The sequence below is a fragment of the Actinomyces oris genome, from assembly GCF_001929375.1.
Taxonomy (GTDB): domain Bacteria; phylum Actinomycetota; class Actinomycetes; order Actinomycetales; family Actinomycetaceae; genus Actinomyces; species Actinomyces oris_B.
Genome location: NZ_MSGO01000006.1, coordinates 56,147 through 81,106, shown reverse-complemented (window position 1 = coordinate 81,106; position 24,960 = coordinate 56,147). Strand labels below are relative to the sequence as shown.

Sequence of the window (24,960 nt, the reverse complement as noted above, 5' to 3'; positions counted from 1 at the left end):
GATAAGTCGGAGGCGAAGATCCTCCTGGGGCAGGAGATGATTCCAGCGGCGAGTCCTTTAGGTTACCGCCATGCGACCACCTGTTCCATCCACCGTCCCCGGTTCTTCTGGCACGACGCCGTCGGCCGTGCCGCCCTCCCGCCCGAGGATGTTCAACGGCGCGACCGTTCACGGCTTCAGAGGAATCCGCGAGCTGCGTCACCCTGCCGAGATCCCGCTCCTGATCGCGACCAGCGTGGCGACGGCACTGGCCTATCTGCTGTGGATCGCCCTGGTGATCTGGCTGGTCGCCGTGCCCGAACCGACCGGTCCGGGGGCTCAGGTTCGCGACTTCTTCCTCAGCGAGAAGAGCAGCGGCGTGCAGTTCCTCCTGCTGGTCCCCATCATCCCGATCATCCTGTGGGTGGTGCGCGCGATGCTGTACGCCAAGCTCCGCGCGACCGCGGTCCAGATGAGTCCCACCCAGTTCCCGGAGGGCTACCGGATGGTCGTCGAGGCGGCCCAGCAGTTCGGCCTGCGTCGGGTTCCCGATGCCTACGTGACCATGGGCAACGGTCGGATCAACGCCTTCGCCTCCGGCCACGGCTACCGGCGTTTCGTGGCCGTCCACTCCGACATGTTCGAGATCGGCGGCCAGGCCCGCGACCCCGAGGCGCTGCGCTTCGTGATCGGGCACGAGGTCGGGCACCTCGCCGCAGGCCACATCTCCCTCCTGCGCCTGCTGTTCGTCACCCTCGGCCGCAGTGTTCCGCTTCTGGGCAACGCGCTGAGCCGGGCCCAGGAGTACACGGCGGACAACCACGGCTACGCCTACGCCCCTGAGGGCGTGCCCGGGGTCATGGGGGTGCTCTCCGGCGGCAAGTACCTGGGGGCCGAGGTCAACACCCACGCCCTGGCAGATCGGGCCACGCGGGAGAAGGGGCTGTGGCTGCACGTGTCCGTCTGGCGCTCCACGCACCCGGTCGTCACCTGGCGCGCCCACGCCCTGCGCGACCGCAGCCGCCCGGGACGGATCATGATCCGTCCGCCGGAGTCCACTGCCTGGTTCCCGCCGTCGGCTCCCAGCGGCAGCGGGTGGTCCGGTTCCTGGCCGACGCCGGAGCAGATGCTCGCGGCGCTGGACTCCACCTCCTCGGCCGTGCCCAGCGAGGAGCAGTTCGGCCGCTACCCCGGCGTGGCCTATGAGCCGCCCCGCAATGAGCTGCGCTGGGCCTCCCTCGTTCCCGTTCCGGTGGGAACCGCAGCTCTCGGGCAGGCAGCCTTCACAGCGCCCCCGAACGCGGCCGGCTCCTTCGGGTCGCAGCAGCCCGACCCCTACGGATACACCCCGTCCGCGGACACTGTGAGTGGGCCCACGGGAGTCTCCGACACAGCCGGCCCCAACACCTCGGCTCCGCAGTGGCCGGGCGACGGGCCCGACCAGGACTGAGACCCGCCGGGGTCTCGACGTCCCCGACAGCACTTGGTCAGCGCAGTGGCGCCGGTCGGCGAACGGATGCGTTCGCCGACCGGCGCCAAACCGTCTCAGCTCGGGGCGACGGCACTGGCCGCCGTCGTGAAGGACTCGAGGGCCTCCCGCAGGTCCGCGACGTTGTCGGTGACAAGAGTGTCCCGGCAGCGGGCGGCGAGCTCGTCGAGCTCGGTCAGGCGACAGCCCACGGACTCGGCCACGCCGGAGGCCGCACGGGAGAGCTCCGCGGCCGTGGCGGGCAGCGCCGGGTCGCTCGACGCGGGGGAGCCGGTCCACAGCATGAGGAGCTGGTGCGGGATCGTCATCATGCGACTGGCCTCGCCGATGTAGGCGACCGTCTGGGCTGCGAGCGCTCTGTGAGCCTGGGCCTGACGCTCCATCTCGGCGATGCCGTCACGGAGCGACTCGACGAGGTCGGGGATGGCCCGCGCCGAGTACTGCGGGTCGCCGGCGCCGTCGATGAGCTCGACGGTGAACAGCGAGGTGATGGTGGCGTGCAGACGGGCCAGGGCGATGCGGAAGCGGGTGCGGGCGCCATTGGTGTCGAGCTGAGCCAGGGTGTCGACGAGCCGCGCTACCAGGGGGCTGACCAGGCCCTGCATCTGGGCCCACAGGTCCAGCAGGTCGGCCAGGGGCTTGACCCGGGGGTCGGAGCGGTCCAGGGCTGCGATGTGCTCGGCGCTCAGGCGAGGGTCCTCCAGAGTCCGGGTCAGTCCCTTGCCCGCGGCCTTGAGGGAGGAGGAGAGCTCGGCGAGCTGCTGCTGGCCGGACATCCACGAGTCGAGCCCAGCGGCGATCCTGGTGACCGAATCGAGCATGACGCGCAGATCCCCGGTGGCGTCGGGGCGCACCGGGACGCCGTCGGAGAGCTCCTCACGACGCACCACCTCCGCAGGCAGGGCCGTGTTCTGGAACTCCTCGTAGGAGGACAGTCCCGCCCCGGTCAGCAGCTCGGCGATGCGGCCGAGCCCCTCCTCCGCCGCCGCCCGACGGTTGGCCCCGGCATTGATGGCCCGGTCCTCAATGGCGCGAGCGTCGCGGTAGATGGCCCAGACCGTGTCGAACAGGTCGGAGCACACCGGCCGGGTGCGCACCGAGAGGTAGCCGCCGTCGGACAGTGGGGTGACAGTGGCGAAGACGTCGTACTCACTGCCGTCGGCGGCGAGGTTGCGCATGTAGGCGGCGAAGGGGCTGCCGGTCTTAAGGGTGTCCCACATGGCCTTGAAGGCGCCACCGGGCATCTCCGGGTGACGGACGATGTTGTGCGGGGCGCCGGAGAGCTCGTCACGCCGGTAGCGCGAGAGCTCGATGAAGACGTTGTTCGAGTGGCGGATGACGCCACGCGCGTCTGTGGTGGAGAAGAAGAGCTGGTCGACACCCACCTCATGAACGGCTCCGGTGACCTGCGGCATAGGCAACTGCTCCTTGGAGAGATCAAGGGTCGGCGGCATCCGGCGCCCAGAGCCGGACAACCATCACCTTCCGCCCGTTGATCGACGGTTGGACGGCTGAACAGTACACCCAGTTTCCAGGACAAGACCCGAAGGAGATCAACACAATAGGGCTGCTTATACGTTTAAAATGCACTAGAAATCAGTGCCATTAACCCCCTTCAGAAATAGAGAGTATTCAGCCTCAGAAAAACAGAAGAAATCCCGAGAACAGATTCCCAGACAACTCTCAGGTATATTGAAGTGCTCCCTCAGGAGCAGTGGGTTACATGGTGACCGCCGCCGGACGGAAACCGGTCGCGAGGGTTGGGGAGCCTGATGACCGATCGGCTTTCGAGGTCGCCCGAGCTGATAGGGAGCTCGGCACGAGCCGCTCTGGCGAAGGAGGGTGAGTCCCCTCTGGAATATGGGATCCAGAGGCGATGGCGCCCTCAACGACAGGGGCCTGTGGGGCTCGGAGATCTCCGAGCCCCACAGGCCGCGTCGTTATTGATGCCCCCTTCTCCTCACGACATCCCGGCACCGAGCAGAAAGTATTTCCACTCTTGCCCATCACACCGGTATCTCGATAAAGCGCCGGTTCCGGATTATCGGTGAAGCCTGAGAAGAAGGCCGACGCCGATCACGATGACGGCGAGGTCAACTCACCAGACCTATTCCACGAGGGCGGGGTGCTACTGAATGAGGCTCGGGTGTACTCCACGGGGGCCGGGGGCTCGTGCAGTACGCACCGCCCCGGCCAGCGCACCCCCACCCTCGTGGAGTGCGAGCCGGAGGCCGGATGGGGGCTGTGGCCGCGGCGAGCGCCTACGCCTCCAGGGAGTAGCCCGTCACCGGCCCGGCAGTGTTGGGCCGCCAGCCCAGCGCCGGGGCGACGTGCTCGGCGAATGCCTGCAGGATGTGGAGGTTGAAGTCGACGCCGAGCTGGCTGGGGATGGTGAGCATGACGGTGTCGGCGGCGTGGAGCGCCTCATCCCGGGCGAGCTGCTCGATGAGGACGTCGGGCTCGGCGGCGTAGGTACGCCCGAAGGTTGACTGCAGGCCGTCGATGACGCCGATCTGATCGCGGGAGTCCTCGCCGCGCAGGGCGAAGAACCTCCGGTCGGCCTCGGAGACGATTGGGAGGATGGAGCGCGAGACGCTCACGCGCGGGGTCCAGTCGTGGCCGGCCTCCAGCCACGCCTCGCGGTAGCGGCGGATCTGCTCGGCCTGGAGGTGGGAGAAGCCCTCCCCGGTGGCCTCGGTCAGAAGGGTCGAGCTCATGAGGTTCAGGCCCTGGCGGGCGGTCCACTCGGCGGTCTCCCGTGAGCCGGCGCCCCACCACAGGCGGCGGTCCACTCCGGGGGCGTGCGGCTCGATGCGCAGGCGGGAGCTCGCGCCGGACGCCATGGCGCTGCTGGCGTCGAGGTCCGCTTGCGGGACGCCCCGGACGGCGTCGAGGAACTGAGCGGTGTGGGCGTGAGCGACGTCGGCTCCGCGCGGGTCGGTGCCGCCGGTGTAGCCGAAGCTCTCCCAGCCCCGGCGGGCCTGCTCCGGTGAGCCTCGGGAGATGCCGATGGCGATGCGCTGGTCGGTGAGCAGGTCGAGGGCGGCGACTTCCTCGGCCAGATAGAGAGGGTTCTCGTAGCGCATGTCGATGACGCCGGTGCCGACCTCGATGCGCTGGGTGCGGGCGCCGGCCGCGGAGAGCAGCGGGATGGGGGCCGCGGCCTGGCGGGCGTAGTGGTGGACGCGCCAGTAGGCGCCGTTGACGCCGATCTCGTCGGCGCCGACGGCGATCTCAACGGCCTCCTTGAGCGCCTGGCCGGCGTCGGGGTCGCCAGGGCCGCGACCGTGTCCGTAGTGTCCGAAGCTGAGGAACCCGAATGCTTTCATGCAGCCTTCAACTACGGGCGCCGTCGGACCATTCCGTCCGCCCGCGCGATCCGGGCCACCCCGCCCTCAGGCGCCACACGCCGTCAGCGCCGACGGCGAGCTCGGCAGCATCCTCGAGCGCCCGGCACGCCCAGCCAGCGGGGAACGGCCTCCGTGTAGTCGAGGTAGTCCTGCCCGAACCTCTCCTCCAGGGCCTTCTCCTCGGCCGGGATCTGGTGGCGGTCGAGGAGCCAGACGAAGCCGACCAGTGGGATCAGCGCGGACGGGCTCCTGCGCGCGATCGCGTGCGAGAGCAGCAGCCCCGCCAGGCCCAGGTACATGGGGTTGCGCGTCAGCCGGTTGGGGCCGTCCACAACGAGGTGCTGGGCACGCTCGACCCTCACCGGGTCAACCGTGGTGCGGTGGCGAAGAAAGCTGCCCGCGCTTCCGGCGAGCAGGCACAGCGAGCCCCCGACAACGGGAGCGGCCGCCGCCATCGACGACGGTGTCACTGTCCGACCACGAGTCATGGCGCTCTGCGCCGCGCCCGCCATCGCCAGCAGCACTGCGGGGGGCGGTCGTCTGAAGATCTGTTCCATCACCAGGCCATCCTCTCACCTACTGCGCCTCGCCCCTCAGCGCCGTCGGCTCGCCGGCCTCGGTTTCGGCCGCGCCCTCGGCCTCGGCGACCTGCTCCAGCGCGGTCTTCTGGGACAGGGGCACCTCGGGCAGGAAGACGGCGACGACGGAGGTCGCGACGAACAGCGGGATCATCCAGCCGAAGATCGGCAGGAGGGCGTCGGCGTAGGAGCTTGCCACGGCGTCGTGCAGGACGGTAGGCAGCTGGTTGACCAGGGCGGGCGTGAGCGAGGAGGTGTCGGCGTCCTTGAACTGGGCCAGCGCCCCCAGGACGGCCGGGTCCGCGCTGCGGGCCAGCGCGCCGATCCGATCCGTGAGGTTGGAGGTCAGGCCGGAGGAGAAGGCCGCGCCGATGAGCGAGGCGCCCAGGGAGACGCCGACCTCGCGGAAGAAGTTGTTGCCGCTGGTGGCCGTGCCCAGGTGCTTGGCCGGCAGCGCGTTCTGCACCACGGTGACCAGGAGCTGGAAGAACAGCCCGATGCCCGACCCCATGAGGAAGGTGGCCGCGGAGATCTGCCAGACGGGCGACGTCGTCGTCAGGCGGGAGAGCCAGAAGGCGGCGCCGGCGGCGATCAGGGGTCCCGCGACCGGGTAGATCTTGTAGCGGTCGGTGCGCGAGACGAGCACGCCGGAGAGGATCGAGGAGACGAGCATCCCGATGGTGATGGGTACCAGGAGCAGGCCGGAGGTGGTGGCCGAGTAGCCGTAGACCATCTGGAGGTAGGTGGGCAGGTAGCTCATGACGCCGATCATGCCGCCCATTGCGAGCATGCCGACGAGCGTGGAGACGAGGAAGGTGCGGCTGGTGAGGATCGTCCAGGGCAGGATGGGGTCGGCGGCGCGCGTCTCGACGAAGCCGAACAGCCCCCAGCAGACCATTCCGGCGACGCCCAGGCCGATGATGACCGGGCCGGTCCACGCATACTGGTTGCCGCCCCAGGTGGCCATGAGGACGATGGCGATGGCGCCGGCGTTCATGAACGCGAGCCCACACCAGTCAATGGGGCTGGTCAGACGCCCGGAGGGCAGGCGCAGCACCAGGAGGATGGCGATGAAGGCCAGAACGCCCAGCGGCAGGTTGATCCAGAAGGTCCACCGCCAGGAGACCGAGTCGGTCAGCCAGCCGCCGATGATGGGCCCCAGGATGGAGGCGACACCGAACATGGCTCCCATGGGGGCCATGTAGGTGCCGCGCACGCGCGGCGGGATGAGGTCGCCGGTGATCGCCTGGGAGGAGATCATGAGGCCACCGCCGCCCAGCCCCTGGATGAAGCGGTAGATGATGAGCTGAGTCATGGAGTCGGCGGTGCCGCACAGGGCCGAGCCGATCAGGAACAGGGCGATGGCCACCAGGAAGAGGTTCTTGCGCCCCACGAGGTCACCGAGCTTGCCGTAGACCGGCATGGCCACGGTGATGGCCAGGGTGTAGGCGGTCAGGATCCAGGCCATGTGGACGGCGCCGCCGAGGTCACCCACGATGGTGGGCAGGGCCGTGCCGACGATCGTCTGGTCCATGGCGGACAGGAACATGACGATCAGGAGCGAGGCGTAGACCGCCCAGAAGCGGCGGTCGGGGTGGAACTCCGCCCCCGGTTCGTGGAGGGCGGGGCCGGCGGAGGCCGACGTCGAGGTGCGTTGAGTCATCAGTGTGGCCTTGTCGGTTGAGGGCGAAGGATGGAGAAGGACGGAAACAGTCGGTTCAGTCAGTTGCGAGAAGGACGGGGAGAGCCTCCCGTGCGACTAGCCCGGCGAGCTCGACGACGTCGGGTCGCCGGCAGCGGCGGAGGCCGCGGCTTCGGGGCGGAGCGGGGAGACCACCTCGGAGATCGCCTCGACCATGGCGCGGACGGCGTCGACCAGGCGGGCCTCCTCCCAGGGGTGGGAGCGCCCGCACCACAGGTCCAGGGAGCTGCGCTGGATGGCCATGGCCAAGGCGACGACGGCGCGGGTGCGCGGGTCGTCGGGCTCGGCTCCCAGGCGGCGGCCGGCGGCCTCCGCCAAGGACTGGGCGACGATGCGCAGCCGCTCGTGGACGGCGCGCTCCACCTCCGGGTTGTCCCGCACGATCTCCGGGAAGGACAGGAGCCAGCCGCGCTCGGACTCGACGGCCTCGGCGCCGGAGGCGAGCAGGGCGCCGAGGTCCTCCAGAAGGCTTCCGGAGCCGTTGACGAAGGCCTCGACAACCGCGGGCGCCGGGGGCTCCAGACCGACGACGAGGAGGTCGGCCTTGGAGGAGAAGTGGTTGAAGACGGTGCGCCGGGAGACTCCGGCCAGGGCGGCGACGTCATCAACCGTCATCGCGGCGTAGCCGCGCTCCCGGGTCAGGGTGAGCGCGGCGGCGCGGATGGCGGCGCGAGTGCGTCGCGCCTGGGTTGCGCGCAGGTCGGCTCCGGTCACACGCCCATCTTGCACTCAGTGCATCATTGCACTCAATGCAGCTCGACGCGAGGTTCCTCACGCAGGTCGTGCACCGGACATCGCGGCCCCACGCACAGCGCGACCGGCCACGATGTGTTGGGCGGTGTCCAAATCGGACACAAAGGCTCGCCCGCAGTTCGGATGCGCAGAAAGAAACCGCGCGATTCCGCGGTTCAGTCAGCGACTATGTCAGGCCTCGGACTCCTTTATATCCGATTTGGACACGGATGCCTCTTGCGGCACCTGGGCGGTTCTCAGGCACTCTCGTAGACAGCGATCTCGATGAGGTTCCGATCGGGGTCGCGCACGTAGAGGCTGCGGATGGCACCACGGGCGCCTGTCCGCTTGACGGGGCCGAGCTCCACAGGGACCGCCTTGGCAGCAAGATGCTCACGAATCTCGTCGATCGTGCCGTCAGCAACCAGACACAGGTCCGCGCTCCCAGGGATGGGCTGCGTGGCATGCGGAGCAATCGGATCGTCCGCGGCATGGAGGTTGATCTTCTGGTCCCCGAAACGCAAGGCCGTTCTCCCGTGCCCGAAGGTGATGACCCCTATGCCCAGAACCCGCGAATAGAAGTCGACGCTTGTCTCGATGGAGCGGACCGTCAGAACGATGTGGTCGATGCCAGTGATACGCACCGAGCAATTGTCCCAAACCCTCTGGGACTGACCGCAGCGGGCCTCCTCCTTACCGAGGGGCGAGTGATTGTGGAGCGCCGTCTGGCCAGCACACGCTTCGACACCAGAGCCTCTGCGCCGGCGCGCACAGTTCCGGCGCGGCCCGCGCCGCGTTAGGAGGCTCGCGCGGGGCCGCCGTCAGGAGTGGAGGCGCGCCTCGTAGGCGGCGATCTCGCCGACCTTGGGGCCGTAGCTGCCGGTGGAGTCGTGGCGCAGGTCGAGCCAGATGTCGACGAGCGCCCAGGCGGCCGGGGCCGCGATGACGTTCTGCCCCATGCACAGGATCTGGGCGTCGTAGTTCTCCACCGAGCCGCGCACGGTGAGCAGGTCGTGTGCGGTCGCCGCGCGCACCCCGGGCACCTTGTTGGCGGCGATGGCGGTTCCCACGCCGGTGCCGCAGATGAGAAGCCCGCGGTCGACCCGCCCCTCGGCGACTGCCCCGGCGACCTGGAAGGAGACCTCCGGGTAGGTGATGTCCGGTGTGGACAGGTCGACGACGTCGCTCACGCGCCCGTCCTCGGCCAGTCGTTCCTCAAGAGCGTCCTTCAGGAGGGCTCCATTGCCCGGGGCACCGATGGCGATTCGCATGCGCCCAGTCTCTCAGGCCTCGTCGCGGAAGGCGAGTTCGCCCCGGTCAATGTGTCAGCGGGGTTCCCCTGCGACGGCAAAATCGGCGATGACCTCATAGAGGGCCCGGCCCTCCCTCATCTGGGCGAAGCCATCGAGTACCTGTGCAGGAAGGGCCGCGGGATCGGTAGCGTAGGAGGACAGGTCGAAGTTCACCCTGACCTGGGAGACGTGGGAGCTCCAGGTGTGTGCGGCGCAGGGGTCGGCGGCTCGGAAGGGCATGGGGACCGCATCGATTCCTCGATCCCGCACGGCCTGCTCGCTCATCGCGACCATCTCCGGGGACTCGGCGTCGTAGACCAGACGGCCACCGGGAAAGCGGCGGGCCATCGCGTCGACAAGATTCTGAACCGAGCCGCTCTCCAGGAAGTAGAAGACCCCGGAGGCCACGGCGATCAGTCCGCCACCGGCGTCGACCTCATCCATCCAGCGATGATCGGTTAAGGAGAAGGGAAGTTCCCGCTCTCGTTCATGGGGCTCGGCCCAGGTGCGTCTGGACTCGAGAACGTCGGGGAAGTCCAGGTTGTAGATCAGCGCCCGACCGTTGTCGACCTCGTCAACGAGACGATCCAGTCCGCAGCCAAGGTCGACGACGGCGGCCTCGGGTCGGGCATCCAGATAGCGCCGAATCTCCGTCACGGCGGCAAGGTGGCGCAAGGCGTAGATGGCGGCGGGCATCTCGCCCATATCCATGTCCTGGACGCCGGGGCGGAGGGCGGAGACCATCGAGACCAGGCGCTCGGACCAGGAGTCTTGGAAGCAGCTCGGCCAGCTTCGCGCAGCACGAGCCCGCCCCAGAAGCGGGAAGAAGAGAGTCTCCTGAACCCCTGCGTCGACCATGGCCCCACCCTAGGAGACGGCACCACAGATGTCGATACTGACAATCACATTCATTATTGTTGGTGGAAGGCCTCGCCGGTGCGGCGCTCAATGAGTCACAACCGGATCTCGCCAGAGGCGGGGTGGCGGACACGGCATGACACAGCCGGCGGATGGGGACGCCTGCGGCCATGGCGACGGCCAGCTTGTTCTGGGTGATACCGAATCCCTCAATGAAGTCCTCCATGAGGACCTCCCCCGGATGAACAGGGGCGAACTTGCTGCTCGTCTCAGCGGCAAGCGCCGACCCGGTTCCCATCACATAAGCAGTGTTGACGCATGCCGTCATACAGACCAGGCTCGTCTCCCTGGCACGCGAGCGCAGCCACGTTCCTCTACTCCTCCTCGGGCCTCAGGGCGCGCCTGGTGCCCGGGTCCATGATGTCGGCCGGTGGGCGCCCCTCCCCCAGGAGCCTGACCATGGCGAGCAGATCGGCAGTGATGTGGGAGTAGAAGGCCCCGCATCCGGCGCACAGATAGTTGCGCCCCGGCCGGCCGTCGGTGGAACGGGCCTGCGGACTGGGCCGCCTGCCCGAGGAGGAGACCTTGAGGCCCGGGGAGGCTGTGGTGGTCATGGGATGGTGCACCTTCTTCGGTCCGTGCCTCCAGTCTCTCCCCGCCCTACTCCGCCTCACTTCGACAAGAACTTCACAAAAGACGCGGCTCCGGGTCGTTTGTGAAGTTTTGGTTGGTGAGTGAGAGAAGCGTCGTGGCGCCCCCTTCCAGCAAGCGGTGGAATCATGGGGGTGTGAACACAGTGACAGCACACACGCCGGTGGAGGTCTGAGGAGGCCGGCATGAGACGCGCACTGCCCGCCGTGGGACTTATCGGCGCCGGGATCGCCACCTACGGCGCAGCCCAGGCCCTCGGCCTCAGCCGAGCCCGCGCCGCCGCCCGAGCTCGGCTGGCAGCCCATCCGGTGCGAAGGATGGCGCTCAGTCACGGCGACGTCGCCTACATCGACTGCGGGCCGCAGCCCTCGGGAGGCGGCACCGGTCCAGGTTCCGGCTCCGGCTGCGAGACGATCCTGTCGGTTCACGGGCTGTACGGCGGATACGACCAGGCGCTCGAGAACGTCGGGAGCCTGCCCGAGCACTGCAGGATTCTCGCGCCGTCACGCTTCGGCTACCCCGGCAGCGCCGTGCGGGGTGACGGCTCACCGGCTGACCAGGCGGCCGTCTTCACCGAGCTGCTCGACCGCCTGGGGATCGAGCGGACATTCCTCCTGGGAGCGTCGGCCGGCGGGACCCCCGCCATCCGCTTCGCCCTGAACCACCCCGAGCGCGTCACAGGGCTCATTCTCTTGAGCTCGGCCGCGCCCTGGCCGTCTCGACCCGCGACGCCGCCCGGCCGCATGGGGCCACCGGCGATCATGAACCACGACTGGATCATGTGGCTGCTCTCGCCATTCCTCGGGCCCGTCCTGGGCATGGATCCCCAGACCGTCCACGGCATGCTCCCCCTGTCCGAGCGCAGGACAGGGGCAGACATCGACGCCTCGATCACGAACCGGGACATGGCGGTGCACTTCGAGGACTATCCGATCGAGGAGCTCAAGCCGCCCGTCCTGCTCCTGCACGCCCGGGACGACCGAGTAGCGCCCTTCGCTCCACCGGCGGGGCACGTACAGTCCTCCATGCACCGCTACCCGGACCTGACGACGTCGCTCTTCCCCACCGGCGGTCACCTCATCGTCGGCCACGGCCACCAGGTCGAGGACGCGATCCTCCGCTTCATCGGCCAGCACGCCGACTGACACCGGTCGCGTCGGGGGGGGGCAACGGGGCCTCACGTCGCCCCGGGCCTCACTTCGACCAGAACTTCACAAACGACGCGGCTCCGGGTCGTTTGTGAAGTTCTGGTTGGGGAGTGAGAATTCCGTCGAGGCGCCCCGTTCCGACTCGCGGTGCCATCATGGGAGTGTGAACGCAACGACCGAGCACGCACCGGTGGACGCCTGGGGACCGGACTTCCTGGGCCCGGGCTTCGAGGCCCGCACCCTGGAGCTGCTGCCCGACGACGAGGACGACGGCGCCGTCGCCACCCTGGTGCGCCACCTGCCGGCCCTCGACCCCGGCGCCCTGCCGGGCACCCCCTCCTCCCCCTCCTTCATCCACCTCTACCTGCACGGCTGGAACGACTACTTCTTCCAGACCCACCTGGCCCGCGAGATCTCCCGCCTGGGCGGGGCCTTCTACGCCCTGGACCTGCGTCGCTACGGCCGCTCCTGGCGCGAGGGCCAGATGCTGGGCTGGTGCACCTCGCTGGCCGACTACGACGAGGATCTGGGCCTGGCCCTGTCCACCATCCGCGCCGACCAGGGCTGGGAGACCGAGGTCGTCCTGTCCGGTCACTCCACGGGCGGGCTCGTCGCCTCCCTGTGGGCCGACCGCCACCCGGGGGCCCTGCGCGCCCTGGTCCTCAACTCCGCCTGGCTCTCGCTCCAGGGCTCCGAGCTCGTGCGCACCGTCGGCGACCCGGTGCTGCGCACCCTGGCGCTGCGCGACCCGCACATGTCGATTCTGGACGGCTGGGTCGACCAGGCTCGCGTCTTCTCCATCACCGACGGCTGGGTGCCCGAGCGCGACGGCGAGCTGCCCGATCCCGCCTGGGCCGACGACCCCTACGTGACCGGCTGGGACATCAACCCGGCCTGGTCGATCAAGCCCTCCGCACCCGTGCGCGTGGGCTGGCTCCAGGCCGTCATGGAGGGCCACAACCGCGTCGCCCAGGGTCTGGACATCCGCTGCCCGGTGCTGTCAATGGGGTCGGCCACCACTCGACTCGGGGTGACGTGGATGCCGGAGTCCAGGAGCGCGGACACGATCATCGACGCCGATGCCACCGCCCGTCGCGCCGTCATGCTCGGCAAGCTGGTAACCATCGCCCGCTTCCCCGGCGGTGTCCACGACCTCACCCTGTCCGAGCCTCCCGTGCGCGAGCAGGTCTTCTCCGCCCTGCGCCGCTGGATGTCCGCCTACGTGCTGCGCTGATCCTGGCTCGGCCGACGGCTCAGGCCAGGGGGCTTCAGAAGCTGCGGTCGGCCAGGTCGTCGCGCAGGTCCCCCAGGTGGGCGCCGTGCACCCCCACGCGCCACACACGCCAGCCGTCGGCGTCGGTGACGGCCTGGGCGGCGTTGGCGGCCGACGTCGGGTCAGTGAAGGAGCGCCCGTCGGACAGGGTGATGACGCCCTCCACCGACAGGATCGCCTCGTGGTAGATGCCCCGACGCAGCCGCTGCCAGATGAGCTGGGTCGGTTTGCCGAGCGAGGCCGCCACGGCCGCCAGCTCGGCGGTCTCCTGGACCAGGAGGGACTTCGAGGGGTCCCCTCCCAGCGCCTCGGCCACCGGGTCGAGCGCGTCGGCCGACCCGCGCAGCGGCTCCCAGGACACGAGCGGCACCGCACCGGTGGGCGCCTCCAGACGGGTCTCGTTGGGGGCGACGGTGGACCAGGCCTGCGCGGCCCGCACTGAGTGTCCGCCGTGCCCGTCCTCCGGGGAGACGCGCGAGGCGCCGGACTGCGAGGCGGATGCGGCCGAGGAGGCGTCATGCCCAGAGTGCGCCGCCCGCGAGCGGCGCCCCATGCGGGTGCGCGAACCGGCCTCACTCGGGGCATCGCCACCCTGCAGTGCTCCTACGGCACCGAGCGGAGCATCGAAAGGCGCCGATCCGGCCGACGCCGCTGAGCCGCTTCCCCCGGACAGGCTGCTCCCGCCGAGGATGTCCACGCCTCCGGCCAGGGCGGCGATGGCCCGTTCCTCGGCGCTGGAGTCATCGGTGGAGCCGGGTCGGTCCCCGTGGCCGGCGTCGTCGGCAGAGGGCTCCTCACCCAGGTCGACGACGACGGGAACGGTCGCGGCGTCCCCGCTGAGGATGTCGGCCGGCTCCTGACTGGCGCCGCCGACACTGCCTGCGGCGCCGGCGGAGCTCTCCGGGTCCGGCTCGGGCCGGCTCTGCGGGGCCTCGTGCTCGGCCTCGGCACCGCGGACGGCATCGGCCGCGGCCTCATCGGTGGCTGCATCGGTGACAGCATCGGCGGCGTCCGGGGTCGGGCCCTGTGCGGGGGCGGAGACGTGGGCGTCGTCGGCAGGGGCGTCGGCGTCTTCATCCGGTTCGGGCGAGGTCTGCCCGGCAGGCTGGGCGGCGCCGGCCTCGTCGGGGTCCTCGGGCGAGGTCTCGTCCCCGCCCTGGGCGGAGAGGGCATGTACCTGGGGCTGGTCGGTGGTGACCGCCACCGGCTCGAACAGATCGGAGAGCGCGTCGGCGGCACCCGTCGCGGCGAAGGCTCCCGCCGGGATGGCGGCGCCGGCGTCATCGGTGTCCTCGGCGTCGGGGGCGTGCACCGGCTCGGAGGGCATGACGATCTCGATGGGGCCGGTGACCGGGCTCATGTGCTCGGCCTGCTCAGTGGCGTCAACGGCCCGCGAGCCGTTCGAACCGGCGGAGGCGGAACCGGCCAGGGCCGGGCGGGGCGCACGGGCCACGAGCAGCGGTCCCCCGGCGGCCACGTCCATCCCGGAGATCTTCTCCACCACGACGACGATGCGCGACTCGTCCACGATGCGCACGTCCACCTCGTGGATCTCCAGCCCGGAGGAGGCCAGTACTCCCAGCCCTCCGACGACGTCCGGCTCCAGGGAGGCGCTCAGGATCGTCAGCCTCGGTCCGGCCTCGACCTGGGCGGGCATCGCCTCGCGGAACTCGTTCCAGTCCTGGCTGAAGGCCCCCAGCCCGCCGGCGTACCTGCTGGCGATCTCGCGGCGGCCCGCCGTGGCGGCCTGGGTCAGGCGCGACATGGCGGCCAGCAGTCCCGTGGAGTCGACGCTCTCCAGGACCTCGACGACGACGACCTGCCCGGTGGCGTCCAGGGCGGTCAGGCTCGCTCCGGTCTCGAGCTCCTCCCATGACAGGGGGAAGAGCGGACGGCGCAGGACGTCGACGATCTGGCGCTGGATGGCGACCAGGCTGTGAGACAGGGTGATGGCGTCAGCGGAGCGACCCAGGCGCACGGGCAGGAGGTGGTTGCCGTCGAGCTCGTACATGGCCATGGATGGGGCCGCCTTTCCTCGTCGTCCTGCTCCGCGATGGCCCCAGCACGGGTGGGCGCGCGCATGGACGGCTCACAGTCGAGTCACCCACGAACACAGCGCCCAGCCATCCTGTCACGACCACCAGCACACGGCAGACTATCTCATGACGGCTACAAGGAGTGGGCCGCCACCCCATGGCATCGGCCCGCACGCAGTGAGAAAACCGCGATAACACGGCCAGATCGAGGTTATCTCCTAGGGCTGTCCCTGAATCTTGGAGAGACCGGTCTCATGGTCACATCCGCCTCGAGGTGGATGAGGATGGCTGGGAAGTGGATAAGAATGTCGGCTGGTCGGCTCCCGACGGGGAGCCCTTCCACCCCCTTCGCATCACCAGCCTTCCCATCACCTACCGTCTGAGGAGCGTTCATGCCGTCGGACTCGTCCACCACGACTCCCCCGGACGCACCCGAGCTCGCGCCCTCGCCTGCGGCCCCCGCATCGCGGCCCTCGCATCTGAGCGCTTACGGGCGCCGGGCCTGGCGGGCCACGCGCACCTGGCTGGCCTCGGCGCCGGCCGCGACCACCTGTGCCGTACTGACCCTCGCCATCAGCATCGCCCTGCTGCCCTGGGGGCCCCAGGGGCAGATCGTCCTGTCCGCCTACATCCACCAGCCCCAGCGGGTGTGGACCCTGATGACCGCCTGGGCGGTCCCCGGCCACCTGCTGCCGGTGACCGGAAGCCTCATGCTGCTGTCCGTCGGCGTGCTGCTGGAGCGGCTCCTGGGCACACGACGGTGGCTGGCCACCGCCGCCGTCTCCTCCGCCGGGGGCATCGTCCTGGCCCAGGCGCTCTACCCCCTCATCGGCCGCGTGTGGGAAGCCTGGTCCCCCTACCTCATCCACGCCCCGATCCAGGGCATCAGCCTGCCCACTGCCGGCCTGGTGGCGGCCTCCACCAGCGTCATGCGCCCGTCCTGGCGGCGACGCACGCGCCTGGTGGTGTTCGCCGTCCTCATCGTCTCGGCCGCCGTGACCGGAACCGTGGGTGCCCTGGCCCGCCTGGGAGCCGGCTTCATCGGCCTCATCATGGGCATCGTCCTGGAGCGCGGGCAGCAGACGGCCCCCTCCCAGGAGCTGCCCCGGCGCGTGGAGCGCGAGCTCGTGGCCTTCCTGGTGGCCTGCTGGGCCGTGAGCTGCGCCCTGGCGGTGGTGAGTAACGCCGCCGGCCCCCTGGCCGACGCCCGCTACGGGCTGACCCCCGCCATCCTGCCCAAGGACGCCGTCATCTACCCCGTCGAGCAGCTCCTGATGTGTATGCCTGCGCTCCTGCAGCTGGTCCTGGCCGATGGTCTGCGCCGGGGGCGCCGCTCGGCGGTCCAGGGCACCATCGCCCTGCAGGTGTTCCTGGGGGTGTGCGCGGCCCTGTTCGCCCTGGTGGAGAAGATCGGCGAGCAGCTGCCCGAGTCCGGTCCCACCACGGCCCGGCTCCTGCACAGCTGGCTGCGCTCGGGGCACCTGCTGGTGCCGCTGCTGCTCAACATCGTGGTCATCAGCCTCGTGGTGTGGACCAGGAGGCGCTTCACCCTGGGGTCGCGCCCCGGCGTCATTCGCCGCGCCGTCGTCGCCTGGATCCTGACCCTCCTGGGTGGGGCGGTCCTGACCGTCGCCGGGGGCCTGCTCATGTCTCATGACTTCTCCCCCTACGCGACCTGGCCCGCCCTGCTGGAGACCTACGTGTCCTACCTGCTGCCCATCAGCACCGGCGGCATCATGAGCCTGATCGTCGAGCCCCTGACCCCCCTGTCCTACCTGCTCACCGCGTGGGTGCCGGTCCTGGTGTGGCTCCTGACGATCCTGTGGGTGTGGCTGGCGCAGTCCGCTCCCGCCCGCACCCGGGTCTCCGACCGCGAGGAGCTCGTCGACCTGGTGCGCAGCCGCGGCGCCGGGACCCTGGGGTGGATGCTCACCTGGCAGGGCAACGAGGCCTGGGTCAACGAGGCGGGCACGGCCGGCTTCTCCTACCGGCCCAGCCGCGACGTCGCCCTGACGGTCGGGGACCCCGCCGCCGACGACGCCGACGTGGCCCAGGCGGTGCGCGACTTCGCCGACTTCGCCACCGACGCCGGACTCATCCCGGCCCTGTACTCGGTGCACACCCCGGCGATGGAGGCAGCCCGTGCCATGGGCTGGACGATCCTGCAGGTGGCCGAGGAGGCCGTCCTGGACCTGCCGGACCTGGCCTTCCGCGGCAAGGCCTACCAGGACGTGCGCACCGCCCTCAACCACGCCAACAAGGAGGGCGTTGAGGCGGTGTGGACCACCTTCCGCGACTGCCCGGCCGGTCGGCGCGACCAGATCCGGGCCATCTCCCAGGCCTGGGCCAGTGACAAGCCGCTGCCGGAGATGGGCTTCACCCTGGGTGGCCTGGCCGAGCTCGACGACGCCGAGACGCGCCTGCTGCTGGCCATCGACGCCGACGGCACCGTCCAGGGCGTCACCTCCTGGCTGCCGGTCTACCGCGACGGGCGCATCATCGGCCTGACCCTGGACTTCATGCGACGCCGCGAGGGCGGTTTCCGCCCCGTCATGGAGTACCTCATCGGGCGCGCCGCCCAGGACGCCCAGGCCGAGGGCCTGGAGATCCTCTCCCTGTCCGGGGCGCCGCTGACCCGCTCCGCACCGGCCGACGGCGGCGCCTCCTCCCCCTTCGACCGCCTCCTGAACCTGCTGGCCTCCGTGCTGGAGCCGGCCTACGGATTCAGCTCCCTGCACGCCTACAAGCGCAAGTTCAAGCCGCGGGCGGTGCCCATGTACCTGGCCGTTCCCGACCTGGTGGACCTGCCCACGGTGGGGATCGCCATCGCCCGGGCCTACCTGCCCGGTCTGAAGCCCTCCCAGACGGCGCGCTTCGCCCAAGTGCTGATGAGCCGTGACTGAGATCAGCGGTGCTGGCGCGCCCACCGCCGACGCCGTCACTGCCGGCAGCACCGCCGACGTGCAGGCCTCGGGCGGCGTCGTGGGCGCTCTCAAGGCCGTCCACATCCTCCAGCCCTGGTTGGGGACGGCCTGCGCGGTCGTCGCCGTGGTGGTCATCGCCTGGCTGTGGTGGCGGCGCACCCGCCACCTGCCCTGGCCTCGGCAGCTCGTCGTACCCGCTGCCGCAGCAGTGAGCGCGGTGACCTTCTGGCTGGCCGTGGACGTCATCTGGCATCCCATCGCCGACGGCGTCGGCTGGTTCGTGTGGACCTGGGTGGGAGTCATCGGCCTCGTCATCGCCCAGCTGGTCACCGGCAACCGCACCGAGGGGCGTCACCAGGCGGTGCGTTCACGCAACCGCCGCCTGGTGCGCGCCACTGAGTCCGCCTCCAGCCTCGTAGCCGTGGTGGCCTCCTGCCTGCTGGCGATCAACACCTTCTTCGCCTCCTACCCCACCCTGGCATCGGTCCTGGGCTGCGGGGTGGCGACCACGCCGCTCAACCGCCTGCAGGGCGCCGCGGCCCGGTCACCGGCACCCGTACGCGGACGCGGACGCGGGACGCTGGAGGAGACCTGGAGGCCGCCGTCGGACATGCCCGTGCGCGGTGAGGCGGTCACCGCCGACATCCCGGCCGGTGACCAGTCCGGGACGAAGGGCTTCGCACCGCGAGGGGCCTTCATCTACCTGCCGCCGGCCTACCTGGGCTCACAGCGCCCGGCCCTTCCGGTCCTCGTCCTGCTCACCGGGCAGCCGGGAAGCCCGTCGGACTGGTTCGAGCTGGGGAACCTGAAGGACACGATGGACGCCTACGCGGCCGACCACCACGGCCTGGCCCCGGTGGTCGTCGTCGCCGACCTCCTGGGCAGCCCGTACGTCAATCCCCTGTGCTCCGACACCGAGGCGGGCGGCAAGGCGGCCACCTACCTGGAGAAGGACGTCCCGGCCTGGATCAGGGCGAACCTGCAGGTCGACGACGACCCCACCCACTGGGCGGTGGCCGGCCTGTCCAACGGGGGCACCTGCGCGATGCAGGTCGTCACCCGCTCACCGGGCGTCTACCGCACCTTCCTGGCTATCAGTGCCGAGGAGCACCCCACGCTGGGCGGCGTGGAACGCACCATCTCCGAGGGCTTCGGCGGGGACCGTGCCGCCTACGAGGCCAACGACCCGATCTCCCTGATGTCCACCGCCCCACCCGGCCGCTACGACGGCATCGCCGGCATCTTGTCGGTGGGCCGCCAGGACAAGGGCTACCGCGGGGCCGTGCCCGTCCTGGCCGAGGCCGCCACGAAGTCCGGCATGACGGTGAGCACCCGCCAGTACGACGGCGCCCACACCTGGGCCGTGTGGGGGCCGGCGCTGGCCGACCAGCTCGACTGGCTGGGCGGGCGCCTGGGTATCGCCTCGCCGTCGCCGGTCTCCTGATCCCAGCCCGGCCCCCACGACGCCGTTGGTCCGCGGACCTCGCTATTCGGTTACCCGGTTACTCGGTTACTCGGCCTTGTCCTCGACGGCCGCGCGCCCGGCCTCCAGGCGGGCCACCGGCACCCGGAAGGGCGAGCAGGAGACGTAGTTCAGGCCCACCCGGTGGAAGAAGCCGATGGACTCGGGATCCCCGCCGTGCTCGCCGCACACGCCCATCTTCATCGTCGGCTTGGTGGAGCGACCGCCCTCGACGCCCAGGCGCACCGTGCCGCCCACGCCGTCGGCGTCGATGGTCTCGAAGGGGGAGACCCCGAAGATGCCGTCGTCGATGTAGCGGCCCACGAAGGAGCCCTCGACGTCGTCACGCGAGAAGCCCCACGTGGTCTGGGTCAGGTCGTTGGTGCCGAAGGAGAAGAAGTCGGCCTCCTCGGCGATGTGGGCGGCGGTGACGGCCGCGCGCGGCAGCTCGATCATGCAGCCCACCGGGAAGTCGAGCGCGTAGCCGGAGGCCTGGGAGACCTCCTGCAGCACGTGCTCCACGCGCTCGCGCGCCAGCTGGAGCTCACGCACCGATCCGATGAGCGGGATCATGATCTCGGGGTGCGGGTCGCCGCCGGCCTTGAGGCGCTCGACGGCGGCCTCGGCGATGGCGCGCACCTGGAGCTCGATGAGGCCCGGCATGGTCAGCAGCAGGCGGACCCCGCGCAGGCCGAGCATCGGGTTGGCCTCGTGGTTCTTGCGCACCACGGCCAGGAGCTCCTCGTCGGCCGGGTCCAGCTCGCCGCGCTCGCGGTCGACGGCCACCTTGATGCTCAGCTCGGTCAGGTCCGGCAGGAACTCGTGCAGGGGCGGGTCGATGAGGCGCACCGTCATGGGCTTGCCGTTCATCGTCTCGAACATCTGGATGAAGTCGCCCTTCTGCAGCGGCAGGAGGGCGGCCAGGGCGGCCTCGCGCTCGGCGTCGGAGGAGGCCAGGATGAGGTTCTGGACGAGCTGCTTGCGCTCGCCCAGGAACATGTGCTCGGTGCGGCACAGGCCCACGCCCTGGGCGCCGCGGTGGATGGCGTGGCGGGCGTCGTCGGGGGTGTCGGCGTTGGCGCGCACCTGGAGGCGGCGGACCTCATCGGCGTGGCCCATGAGGCGGTCCACGGCGGTGACGAGCTCGCGGGTGTCGTCGTCGCCGGCCGCCTCGAGCGCATCGCTCAGGCCGCGGCGCAGGTAGGTCATGACCGGGGAGTCGACGACGCCGACCTCGCCGAGGAAGACCTCGCCGGTGGTACCGTCGATGGCGATGATGTCCTCACTGGTGAGGATCTCCTCGCGCCCCGCGATGCGCAGGGTCTTGGCGGCGGCGTCGACCTCGAGGGCCTCGGCGCCGCACACGCAGGTCTTGCCCATGCCGCGGGCGACGACGGCGGCGTGGCTAGTCTTGCCGCCGCGGGCCGTGAGCACGCCGGCGGCCGCGACCATGCCGGGCAGGTCGTCGGGGTTGGTCTCACGGCGCACGAGGATGACGGAGTCGCCCTTCTCGGCGCGCGAGACCGCCTCGTCGTTGTCGAAGGCGATGTGGCCCACGGCGGCACCCGGGGAGGCGGGCATGGCACGGGTGAGCAGGTCGCGGCTGGAGTCGTCGTCGAACTGGGGGAACATCAGCTGGGTGAGCTGCTCACCGGAGACGCGCGTGAGGGCCTCGTCCATGGTGATGAGCTTCTCGTCGACGAGCTGGGTGGCCACCCGGAAGGCGGCCGCGGCGGTGCGCTTGCCCACGCGGGTCTGGAGCATCCACAGCTTGCCGCGCTCGATGGTGAACTCGATGTCGCACAGGTCGCGGTAGTGGGTCTCCAGGCGGTGCATGATGGAGCGCAGCTCGTCGTAGGAGGCCTTGTCCAGGCGCTCGAGGTCCGCCAGGGACAGGGTGTTGCGGATGCCGGCGACGACGTCCTCGCCCTGGGCGTTGACCAGGTAGTCGCCGTAGACGCCGGTGCGCCCGGTGGAGGGGTCGCGGGTGAAGCACACGCCGGTGCCGGAGGTCTCCCCCATGTTGCCGAACACCATGGTGCACACGTTGACCGCGGTGCCCAGGTCGTGGGGGATCTTCTCGCGGCGGCGGTAGATGTGGGCGCGCTCGGTGTTCCAGGAGCGGAAGACGGCCTCGGTGGCCATGTCCAGCTGGGATCGGGGGTCCTGCGGGAAGTCGATGCCCGCGTGGTCCTTGACGATGGCCTTGTACTCCTCGACCAGCTCCTGGAGGGCGTCGACGGGGATCTCGTAGTCCATGGACACGCCCCGCGCGGCCTTCTTGGCGTCCAGGGCGTCGGAGAAGTGGTCGCCGTCGATGTCCAGGACGGTCTTGCCGAACATCTGGATGAGGCGACGGTAGGAGTCCCAGGCGAAGCGCTCATCGGAGCTGGCGGCGGCCAGGCCCTTGACGGAGACGTCGTTGAGACCGATGTTGAGGACGGTCTCCATCATGCCGGGCATGGAGAACTTGGCGCCGCTTCGCACCGAGACGAGCAGGGGGTCCTCGGCGGCGCCGAGCTCGCGCCCCAGCTCCTCCTCCACGCCGCGCAGGGCCGTGGTGACCTGGACCGAGAGCTCCTCGGGGACCTCGCCGCTGGCCAGGTAGGCGCGGCAGGCGTCGGTGGTGATGGTGAAGCCGGGGGGAACGGGGAGACCCAGGCGGGTCATCTCCGCCAGGTTCGCTCCCTTGCCTCCCAGGAGCTCCTTCTGGTCCTTGTCACCCTCGCTGAAGCGGTACACGTACCTGGGCATCGATGCCCCTTTCTGATTCGGGTCGTTCTCGGGTCTGCCTCAGATCGTCCTGATGCAGGCGTGACGCGGCGACGCGTCGTTCACGATATGACTCTAGTGTGACTTCAGTCCTAGACCAAACACGCCGACTCCAGCGCGCCTCCTCCCGGCGCGCCCGCCGACGCCGCGGGGCTCGGCGGCATGGGCGGCCGACGTCGAGGGGAGGAGATTCAGGGAACGCCGAGCGCCGCGTCCCGGAGCGGGTCGGGGCGCGGGGCCACCCGGGCAGACGCAGCGCCACCATGCGCCCAGCCCGGCCCCACGTATCACAGGAGTTACGACAACTGCTCAAAACGGGTTCTTCGTGTCGTGGGGATGGGGTTGTGCGGGGCTTTCCTCGTCGGGGTCTCGGGGTACGTGGTCGTACGCGATCCCACCCGGTCGTACGTAAAACCGCGTGGTCGTACCCCCAGCGCACGCGGTCGTACGTAAAACCGCGCGGTCGTACCTTAGAGCCCCTCTAAGGTACGACCGCGCGACGCCGAGTACGACCGCGCAGGACCCCGAGACGCCGAACCACCGGCACCCGCTCACCCCGACCACGCCCTCACACACGAAGAACCTCAAAACATAGCGGCGGATGCCCGCCACACTTCCGCGTGGCGGGCATCCGCCGCCGGTCCGATCGCGCAGGATCCGACGCGTGCGTCCGACGTCTATCCGGCGACTAGGGAACGACGACGAGGACGTCGCACTTCGACTTGCGGAGCACCTGGACGGAGACGGCTCCGAAGATGCGGCCGAACAGCGAATCGACGCCTTTGGATCCGACGATGACGAGGTCCGCCTCGGTCTCCAAGGTGACGAGGGTGACGGCATCGACCGCCGTGCCCTCGACGACGACGCCCTGGGCGAGGGCGACGCCGCGCTCAACGGCGGTATCACGCGCCTTCTCGACGACGGCGTAGGCCTGGTCCTCGGTGAGCCGAGCCTCGACGACCCGCACATCGGCGACGGGGGCGAACTCGTTGATGCGAGCCTTGTCCCGCGCCGAGACGGGGTCGAAGCCGGCGACGAGGAGAAGAGCGGCGTCGCACAGGCGAGCCATCTCGCAGGCGCGATCGATGACGTGGGTGTTCGCCTCGACATCGCCGACTCCGGCGACAATGGTGGTATAGGTCACGGATGACATCCTTTCGTGGGGCACCCGGTCAGGCCACGGCAGTCTCAGTGGCGGACACGGCGGCGGCGCGCACCCGCGGGTCCGCGTCCTTGACGGTGTCGATCCACTCGATGAGCAGACCGGCGATGACGAGGAAGACTGCGACGAAGAGCATGGCGTTGACCGGGTGATCGCCGAGCAGGTGCTTGTAAATGGGACCGAAGGTGAGGGTCTGGATGAACTGGGGGATGACGATCATCATATTGATAACGCCCATGTAGACGCCTCGGCGCTCCTTGCGGATCATCTCAATGGCCATGATGTAGGGTACGCCCGTAATAGAAGCCCAGGCCACACCAATGCCGATCATGGGCAGGTAGAGGACCGCGGTGTGGCCGGGGCTGCCGATGCGGGTGAGCAGGACCAGGCAGACGGCGGCGAGGCACAGCGCCGCGGTGTGGACGTGCTTGGGGCCAATGCGGTTGGACAGTCGCGCCAGGAAGAGGGCGACGACCGTGCAGGAGACGTAGTAGGCGACCATGAGCCCGGTGGCGAAGCCGGAGGCGTCGTTGAAGGCCTTGGTCTTGGCGTACCCCGGGTCGGACAGGTTCACGCCGAAGTAGGTGACGGCGCACATGAGGCCCAGGTACTGCCAGAAGACGTTCATGGCGTACCACTGGAAGAGGTAGACCAGGGCCATCTTCTTCAGGCCGCGGGGCATCTCGACGATGGCGACGCCGATGTCCTTGACGAAGCCGAAGGGGCCCTCCTCCCGCTTCTTGCGCTCGAGCTCGACCAAGCCCTCCGGCGTGGGCGGCAGCTCCTTGGTGGAGAGCACCGAGATGAGCACCGAGCCGATGGAGCACACCGACCCCACCATGAAGGCGCCGAAGACCCAGTAGGGGATGCCGGCGGCGGTGGCGCCCGCCAGGGTCTTCTCCAGAACGACGAGGGTCCCGGCGGCCAGGGCCGAGCCGGCGCCGATGAACAGGGACTGGGCGAGGAAGCCCTTGGCGAGCTGCTTGGAGGGCAGGCGGTCGCCGATGAAGGCCCGGTAGGGCTCCATGGCCGTGTTGTTCGAGGCGTCCAGCAGCCACAGGCACAGCACCGCCATCCACACGGCGGTGACGAAGGGCATGAGGAACAGGAACACGGAGCAGCCGACGGCCCCGATCAGGAAGAAGGGCTTACGGCGTCCCCACTTCTCGCTCCAGGTCCGGTCCGAGAGCGCCCCGATGAGCGGTTGGATGAGCAGGCCGGTGACGGGTCCGGCCAGATTGAGGATGGGGATCTCGTCAGCGGAAGCCCCGAGGAACTGGTAGATGGGCGACATGGCGTTCTGCTGCATGCCGAAGGAGTACTGGATGCCGAAGAATCCGACGTTCATCAGCAGGATCTGAGCAGTGCTCATCATGGGCTTGTGCGCGATGTCCGCCGCGCTATTCTGGGAAGTCTGTGCCATAGGTCATCCTTGTCCTGGGCCCTGTGGAACTCTGTCGACGCCGCCCGAGACGGACGCCGCGCTTCCTGCCCGAGAGAACGCTGTACGGGACGGCGGGGATCTCAGGAAGTCAAGCAGGTCAATGATCCA

At 69.7% G+C, this 24,960-nt stretch carries 18 protein-coding genes and 1 pseudogene; 5 read left to right on the top strand and 14 right to left on the bottom strand.

Going from position 1 to position 24,960, the window contains the following annotated elements; all coding sequences use genetic code 11:
• Nucleotides 1-148 precede the first annotated feature (148 nt).
• Nucleotides 149-1,429 (top strand): M48 family metallopeptidase, encoded by a 1,281-nt coding sequence (locus BKH32_RS01765; RefSeq protein ID WP_075248350.1) that lies wholly within the window; start codon nt 149-151, stop codon nt 1,427-1,429.
• Nucleotides 1,430-1,524: 95 nt separating this feature from the next.
• Here BKH32_RS01765 and BKH32_RS01760 read toward each other — a convergent pair whose 3' ends face one another.
• The 10 genes and pseudogenes from BKH32_RS01760 to BKH32_RS01715 all read right to left on the bottom strand — a co-directional run bounded on the left by BKH32_RS01760 (nt 1,525) and on the right by BKH32_RS01715 (nt 10,594).
• Nucleotides 1,525-2,883, bottom strand: coding sequence for a PAS domain-containing protein (locus BKH32_RS01760; RefSeq protein WP_075248349.1), 1,359 nt, complete (start codon nt 2,881-2,883; stop codon nt 1,525-1,527).
• Nucleotides 2,884-3,729: 846 nt separating this feature from the next.
• On the bottom strand, nt 3,730-4,797 hold the full coding sequence (locus tag BKH32_RS01755) for an LLM class flavin-dependent oxidoreductase (RefSeq protein ID WP_075248348.1): 1,068 nt from the start codon (nt 4,795-4,797) through the stop codon (nt 3,730-3,732).
• 83 nt (nt 4,798-4,880) lie between these two features.
• Complete coding sequence (locus tag BKH32_RS01750) at nt 4,881-5,375, bottom strand: methyltransferase family protein (RefSeq protein WP_075248368.1); 495 nt, start codon at nt 5,373-5,375, stop codon at nt 4,881-4,883.
• 19 nt (nt 5,376-5,394) lie between these two features.
• A complete protein-coding gene (locus tag BKH32_RS01745) occupies nt 5,395-7,059 on the bottom strand; it encodes an MDR family MFS transporter (RefSeq protein ID WP_075248347.1) in 1,665 nt (554 codons plus the stop codon).
• Nucleotides 7,060-7,155: 96 nt separating this feature from the next.
• Nucleotides 7,156-7,812, bottom strand: coding sequence for a TetR/AcrR family transcriptional regulator (locus tag BKH32_RS01740; RefSeq protein WP_075248346.1), 657 nt, complete (start codon nt 7,810-7,812; stop codon nt 7,156-7,158).
• A gap of 275 nt (nt 7,813-8,087) precedes the next feature.
• Nucleotides 8,088-8,474, bottom strand: a complete 387-nt coding sequence (locus tag BKH32_RS01735; protein WP_075248345.1) for a VOC family protein — start codon at nt 8,472-8,474, stop codon at nt 8,088-8,090.
• Nucleotides 8,475-8,651: 177 nt separating this feature from the next.
• Entirely contained in the window at nt 8,652-9,101 is a 450-nt protein-coding gene (locus BKH32_RS01730) for an RpiB/LacA/LacB family sugar-phosphate isomerase (protein ID WP_075248344.1), read from the bottom strand.
• A 54-nt stretch (nt 9,102-9,155) separates the two neighbouring features.
• Nucleotides 9,156-9,980 (bottom strand): class I SAM-dependent methyltransferase, encoded by an 825-nt coding sequence (locus BKH32_RS01725; RefSeq protein ID WP_075248343.1) that lies wholly within the window; start codon nt 9,978-9,980, stop codon nt 9,156-9,158.
• Between the two features lie 142 nt (nt 9,981-10,122).
• Nucleotides 10,123-10,206 (bottom strand): annotated as a pseudogene (locus BKH32_RS14675) (HigA family addiction module antitoxin); the annotation flags it as partial.
• 148 nt (nt 10,207-10,354) lie between these two features.
• Nucleotides 10,355-10,594: a hypothetical protein gene (locus BKH32_RS01715; protein ID WP_075248342.1), complete on the bottom strand. Its 240-nt coding sequence runs from the start codon at nt 10,592-10,594 to the stop codon at nt 10,355-10,357.
• Between the two features lie 222 nt (nt 10,595-10,816).
• Here BKH32_RS01715 and BKH32_RS01710 point away from each other — a divergent pair, with 222 nt between their 5' ends.
• A complete protein-coding gene (locus BKH32_RS01710; protein ID WP_075248341.1) occupies nt 10,817-11,776 on the top strand; it encodes an alpha/beta fold hydrolase in 960 nt (319 codons plus the stop codon).
• 166 nt (nt 11,777-11,942) lie between these two features.
• Entirely contained in the window at nt 11,943-13,013 is a 1,071-nt protein-coding gene (locus tag BKH32_RS01705) for an alpha/beta hydrolase (protein ID WP_075248340.1), read from the top strand.
• A 34-nt stretch (nt 13,014-13,047) separates the two neighbouring features.
• Here BKH32_RS01705 and BKH32_RS01700 read toward each other — a convergent pair whose 3' ends face one another.
• Nucleotides 13,048-15,069, bottom strand: a complete 2,022-nt coding sequence (locus BKH32_RS01700; protein WP_075248339.1) for a hypothetical protein — start codon at nt 15,067-15,069, stop codon at nt 13,048-13,050.
• 411 nt (nt 15,070-15,480) lie between these two features.
• Between BKH32_RS01700 and BKH32_RS01695 the strand changes: the two genes are divergently transcribed.
• Together BKH32_RS01695 and BKH32_RS01690 are read left to right on the top strand one after the other, a co-directional pair.
• Nucleotides 15,481-17,991 (top strand): bifunctional lysylphosphatidylglycerol flippase/synthetase MprF, encoded by a 2,511-nt coding sequence (locus BKH32_RS01695; protein ID WP_075248338.1) that lies wholly within the window; start codon nt 15,481-15,483, stop codon nt 17,989-17,991.
• Nucleotides 17,984-19,456: an alpha/beta hydrolase gene (locus tag BKH32_RS01690; RefSeq protein WP_075248337.1), complete on the top strand. Its 1,473-nt coding sequence runs from the start codon at nt 17,984-17,986 to the stop codon at nt 19,454-19,456. Before BKH32_RS01695 ends, BKH32_RS01690 begins: the two co-directional genes overlap by 8 nt.
• A 66-nt stretch (nt 19,457-19,522) precedes the next feature.
• Here the strand turns inward: BKH32_RS01690 and ppdK are convergent, their stop codons facing one another.
• The 3 genes from ppdK to BKH32_RS01675 form a co-directional block, all read right to left on the bottom strand.
• On the bottom strand, nt 19,523-22,228 hold the full coding sequence (ppdK, locus tag BKH32_RS01685; RefSeq protein ID WP_075248336.1) for a pyruvate, phosphate dikinase: 2,706 nt from the start codon (nt 22,226-22,228) through the stop codon (nt 19,523-19,525).
• Between the two features lie 706 nt (nt 22,229-22,934).
• Complete coding sequence (locus tag BKH32_RS01680; protein ID WP_034472004.1) at nt 22,935-23,390, bottom strand: universal stress protein; 456 nt, start codon at nt 23,388-23,390, stop codon at nt 22,935-22,937.
• A gap of 28 nt (nt 23,391-23,418) precedes the next feature.
• Nucleotides 23,419-24,831, bottom strand: coding sequence for an MFS transporter (locus BKH32_RS01675; protein WP_075248335.1), 1,413 nt, complete (start codon nt 24,829-24,831; stop codon nt 23,419-23,421).
• Nucleotides 24,832-24,960 lie beyond the last annotated feature (129 nt).